The organism is Accumulibacter sp., assembly GCF_029255125.1.
GTDB lineage: Bacteria > Pseudomonadota > Gammaproteobacteria > Burkholderiales > Rhodocyclaceae > Accumulibacter.
The window spans coordinates 1-4940 of the sequence record NZ_JAPUVR010000065.1; the positions used below are offsets into that span (position 1 = coordinate 1).

Genomic DNA, 4940 nt, shown 5'->3' on the forward strand with positions numbered 1-4940 from the left:
CATGAAAACGATGCCATCAGCTTAGCCGCTCGGGCACCCAGACCTCTATCCCGACAACAAATCGCCCCCAGAGGGTGAATGCTGCGGCGCAGCAACTCGCGCGGGGGAGTTTTGCAAGAGGCTCAGTTTGGCGTTGGCGATCTGAATCGAGGTGCGCGCGCTGCCCAACACCTGCTCGATTCTCTGTCGGCTGTTGAACGGGCTGATCAGCAGGGAGATCGCCTCGTCCGGCGTGAGGCTCCCCGGTCGCTCCAGTCGGCAGCAAAACACGCAGCGGACGAACGAGCCCTCCGCTGTCCAAAACTTGCATTCTCTCCGCACGAAGCCTGACGGCACGCGGATTCGCTAGCTTGAGCGAGTTCTTCGGCTGTCGGCACCAACCCGGCCCGCTGCGCTCCGGGGCCGACAGCAAGCGCGCTCGCTCGCGCAGCGGCGCGGGCCGGCGGCGCCAGGCACGCGCTGCGGCTAGGCGAAACGCTCGCGCAGTTCGTCGAGGCCGAAGAGCGTGAGTAGCTCGGCCAATCGCCTGGCCGGCTGGCGCGTCGGCAGGTTCTTGTGCACGGCGATGATCAGTTCGTTCTTCAGTGCATGCTCCCAGCCGGTCAATTCGGTGACGCGGACTTCGTAGCCATGCGCCTGCAGGCGCAGGCAGCGCAGGACATTGGTCAGGTGGCTGCCGAACTCACGCGTGTGCAGCGGATGGCGCCAGACCTCGCCGAGCGCCGCGGCAAGCGCCGTCGCCTTATGCTTGCGCAAGGTCGCGGCAAGCTCGGCCTGGCAGCACGGCACCAGCGCGAGGAATTTCGCCTGCCGGGCAAGCGCAAACGAAATCGCGTCATCGGTCGCCGTGTCACAGGCATGCAAGGCAGTCACCAGGTCGACGCGCGCCGGCAATTCGCGCGCGGCGATCGCATCGGCAACCGACAGATTAACGAAATGCATGCCGACAAAACCCAGGCGGTCAGCCAGTTCGCGCGCGCGCTCAACCAGCTCGGCGCGCGTCTCGATGCTCCAGACACCTGACGACGACCCGCCGCGCAGGCGGAAGAACAGATCGTAGAGGATGAATCCGAGATACGACTTGCCGGCGCCGTGGTCGACCAGATGCAGGTCGGCGTGCGCCTGCTGTGCTTCAAGCAACAGCGGCTCGATGAAGTTGTACAGATGATAGACCTGTTTCAGCTTCCGCCGGCTGTCCTGATTCAGCGCGCCGTCGCGGGTCAGGATATGCAGCGCCTTGAGCAGCTCGAGCGACTGCCCGGCGCGAATTTCGTCCGGCGGCGCTGGCGCCGGCATCAGCAGCTCGCGCCTGGCGAACACGCCGCCGCCGTCGGCGGCAGCGGCGCCAGCGAGCGCCCTTCCTTCGCCCACGCCCTAATCCCGTCCTGCACGTTGTACACCGTCCGGTAGCCTGCCTGCTCGGCGAGCAGACGGCTCGCCGCGCGCGTCCGGTTGCCGCTCCGGCAGATGAGGATCACCGGCTGCTCCGGCTTCGCCACCGCGCGCACTTTCGCCAGCCAGTCGGCCGCGTCGGCACGGCCGCGCTCGTCGAACAGTGTGATCAGCCGGCTGCCCGGAACGACGCCGGTCTCCTTCCACTCGCCAGCCGTGCGAATATCGATCACCGGCACGCCGGCAGCCAGCAGACGCGCCAGTTCGGCGTTCCCGACGTCGACCACCTCGGCGCGCAGATGAGGCGCGAAAGCAAGGAGCAAAAGCAGGAAAGCAGCACGCAACATGATGGTTCTCCGGAAAGCAGCCGGCATTCTACCGCCTGCTGCGCCCAGCGGACGGCGCCGCCGACACGGCCGTCGTCGGGCGCACGCTTGACGGTGCTGCGGCGCGCTCCCTATACTCGCAGCGCGTTCCCAGTTCCGGCTTCCCTGTGCGGCGCCTGCCCTGCCCATCACTTTCGCCAGCGGGCGCTTGGCCGCACGGTTCATCGGCCGAAAGGCAAGCCGTTCCGGATGCAGGTGGACCGCGCGCGCCCTTTTTCATTACAACGACCCGCAACGGGACGGCAACTGTTGGCAAATCTGCAGAAATTTCCGGAGGACTATCCGGCGGCGGCCACGCGACATTGGCGCGACGCCGAACTTCTCTGGAGCCATCAGCGTCAGGAAAACGCCGACCAGTTGTACGGCATCGCTGCCGAGTGCGCGGTGAAGGCTGCGCTCTCGTCGCTGCCGGGCTATTCGGCTCAAGCTTGCTTGCACGACAAGTACAAGCTGCACATCGACAAATTGTGGGACCAGGTTCATGTGCACAACATGCAGAAAAGCTTCCCGGGCCTGTCCGCGCTCCTTAGACTGGACCCTCCCCCGTTCGGCGACTGGACAATTGGCCAGCGCTACGCCGCCGACGCTTGCTTGGCGCGAGATGCCGTGGAAGCTCATCGAAAGGCAGCGCGCCGACTCCTGGGCGCGGCGCTGATCTCTGAGGAACGGACCCGATGACCGCCGCGCAGAACTTCGACCAAGCCTTGCCCGCCGCGTTGGCGGTGCTCAAGCAGCGTTTTCCAGCCGTGTCTCCACTGACCACGATCGTGCGCGACGCCTTTGGCCTGCTCACCGTCGTCCTGCCCGATAGCGCGCTGGCTGAAGCGAGCGACTGGGATGAACTGGCGGACCGCCTGGACGCTGAATTGGGGCGTTACAGCCCCGGCGTACGGCGCGTTCTCCTGCGCACCAGCGACCTGATCGACGAAGACGCGATCTGCGCGTCAAGCGATCGCATCCGCCTTCCGGATCAAACCAACACGTGGCTGCTCGATCGTTTGCAGACCAACCAGGATTGGCTGCGCCGGCCGCTCTCTGCCTCACCACCGCTGCCGACGGCGATCGCCTTCAGCATCAAGGGCGGCGTCGGTCGGACGACGGCGCTGGCGCTCTGGGCCTGGCACTTGGCGCGCCAGGGCAAGAAGGTGGTGGTCGTGGACCTCGACCTCGAGGCGCCCGGGCTGGCCGGCGTCTTGCTGGACGAGGACAGGATGCCCGACTTTGGCGTGGTCGACTGGCTGATCGAAACGCTTTCCGGCGACGCCGACAGTTTCCCGTTGAGCGAATGCCTGGGCGAGTGTGCGCTGGCCGAGTCCACTCCCGGACGAATCCGTGTCCTCCCCGCCTTCGGGAAAAGGACCAAGAACTACATCAACAAGCTGGGGCGCGTCTTCATGCCGGTCTTCAGCAACGACGATGAGGCGCGCCTGCTGGGATTCGCCGAGCGCTTGCAGCGACTGCTCGTACAGATTAAACGCCTCGACGATACGCCCGACGCGGTGCTGCTTGACTCGCGTGCCGGGCTGCACGATATCAGCTCGGCGGCGATCACACGGCTTGCCGCCGAGGTTTTCATGTTCGCGCGCGACGACTATCAGGGCTGGCAGGCTTACGTTCTGCTCTTCGACCACCTGCGTCATGCGCCGAGCATTGAGTGGGGAATGCCCGACGACGACTTGCGCTGGCGCTTGAAAATGGTGGCGGCGCAGGTCGAGCCGGCGGCAGCCGCCCGGCAGCGCTTCGTCGACCGCAGCTACGAGACCTGGTTGGCACTTTACGACGCGGAAGGCGACGACGCGGGCGTGCTGGGTAGCGCAACGGCACGGCTGTTCGAGCAAGGCGAGGACGGGCCGCATCAGCCGCTGTTAGTCGATTTTGATCCGCGCGTCCGCTCCTTCGACCTGAGCCAGAAGGACAAACTGCCGGAGTGGGAACTCGTCAAGCACACCTTCGGGGACTTCTTCACCGGCGCAACGCGGCGCCTGTTTCCGGCTGACGCGGACGGCGAGGACTCGCCGTGAATCGACCGAACTGGACGTTTCCGGCGGCCGACTTTCGCCGGGCGCTGATGAGCCTGCCGGTTACCCAGGCGTGGGAGAGCCTCGATCCACCGGAACTGGCCCAGATCTGCATCCCGTCGGCGCACGCCAAGGCATTGTCCCCGGATCACACCATCGTTGAAGGCATGCGCGGCGCCGGCAAGAGTTTCTGGACCGCGGTCCTGGCGGACGACAACACGCGCCGCTTCGTCGCCGATACGGAATCCTTGTCGGGATCTGCCGGACTCGTCGTGCGCGTCGGTTTTGGTCTCGATCTGGCAGACGAGCAATTCCCGACGGCAACCCGGATTGGCGAACTGCTCGGGATGGGCCAAGGTCCAGACGCGATCTGGCGCGCTGTGCTGCTCCGGCATGCCTTTCACTACCTGAAACGTGACCTGCCCTTCGCCGACCGCGACTGGACGGAAGCCGTACGCTGGGTCGCAGACCATCCAGGCGCGACGACCGGATACCTGACCGATGCCGATCGCGCGTTGGCCGAGGACGGGAAAGTCCTCCTGCTGCTCTTCGATTCGCTCGAACGGTTGGCGGAAGACTGGGGAGGAGTTCGCCGCATCCTGGCGGCGGCGCTCAAACTCGGCCTGGAATGCCGGACACGACGCGCCATCCGCTGCAAGTTCTTCCTGCGCCCCGACATGGTCGAGGAAGAGGACGAGGTCTGGCGCTTTGCCGACAGTTCCAAGCTGTTGCACGCGAAAGCGAAGCTCGATTGGCGCCCGGACGACCTTTATGGCGTGATCCTGCTGCATCTGCTCAACTCACCTTCGGTCGGCGCCGAGTTTCGCCGGAACCTCGAGCAGTCGGGGAACGAGTGCGGGCAGGCAATCCGTGGCGCCTACCGCCTACCCAGAAGAATGACGTCCGATTCGGTACGCGCAGCCATCGAGGCGCTCGCCGGGCCATGGGTGGGCGCCAGCGCGCGGAGGGGGTACACCTATACCTGGATTACGACCCACCTGGCGGACGCCAAGGGCCGCCTCAGCCCGCGCAGCATCCTGCTCGCCTTCAGGCAAGCCGCCGAATGGACTGACTCGCGTCAGCGCGAGCATTCCTGCGCGCTGCACTACCAGGGCGTACAACAGGGCGTCGTCGAGGCTTCCAA

The 4940-nt window shown here is 65.7% G+C and carries 5 protein-coding genes; 3 read left to right on the forward strand and 2 right to left on the reverse strand.

Annotation, left to right across the window (positions count from 1 at the left end):
- Positions 1–465: 465 nt before the first annotated feature.
- Both Q1L59_RS03130 and Q1L59_RS03135 read right to left on the reverse strand, forming a co-directional pair.
- Positions 466–1296, reverse strand: a complete 831-nt coding sequence (locus Q1L59_RS03130; protein WP_300327908.1) for an SAM-dependent methyltransferase — start codon at positions 1294–1296, stop codon at positions 466–468.
- A complete protein-coding gene (locus Q1L59_RS03135; protein ID WP_300327902.1) occupies positions 1296–1739 on the reverse strand; it encodes a rhodanese-like domain-containing protein in 444 nt (147 codons plus the stop codon). The genes Q1L59_RS03130 and Q1L59_RS03135 overlap by 1 nt, the downstream gene beginning before the upstream one ends.
- A 93-nt stretch (positions 1740–1832) precedes the next feature.
- Here Q1L59_RS03135 and Q1L59_RS03140 point away from each other — a divergent pair, with 93 nt between their 5' ends.
- The 3 genes from Q1L59_RS03140 to Q1L59_RS03150 all read left to right on the forward strand — a co-directional run.
- Positions 1833–2456, forward strand: a complete 624-nt coding sequence (locus Q1L59_RS03140; protein ID WP_300327910.1) for a hypothetical protein — start codon at positions 1833–1835, stop codon at positions 2454–2456.
- Positions 2453–3799: an AAA family ATPase gene (locus Q1L59_RS03145; protein ID WP_300327904.1), complete on the forward strand. Its 1347-nt coding sequence runs from the start codon at positions 2453–2455 to the stop codon at positions 3797–3799. The genes Q1L59_RS03140 and Q1L59_RS03145 overlap by 4 nt, the downstream gene beginning before the upstream one ends.
- Positions 3796–4940 (forward strand): hypothetical protein (locus Q1L59_RS03150; RefSeq protein WP_300327906.1); only part of this gene is annotated, 1145 nt, incomplete at its 3' end. The genes Q1L59_RS03145 and Q1L59_RS03150, both read left to right, overlap by 4 nt.

Coding starts and splice junctions, on each gene's coding strand:
- Q1L59_RS03145 (WP_300327904.1), top strand. CDS start 2,453: ATGACCGCCGCGCAGAACTTCGACCAAGCCTTGCCCGCCGCGTTGGCG.
- Q1L59_RS03135 (WP_300327902.1), bottom strand. CDS start 1,739: ATGTTGCGTGCTGCTTTCCTGCTTTTGCTCCTTGCTTTCGCGCCTCAT.
- Q1L59_RS03130 (WP_300327908.1), bottom strand. CDS start 1,296: ATGCCGGCGCCAGCGCCGCCGGACGAAATTCGCGCCGGGCAGTCGCTC.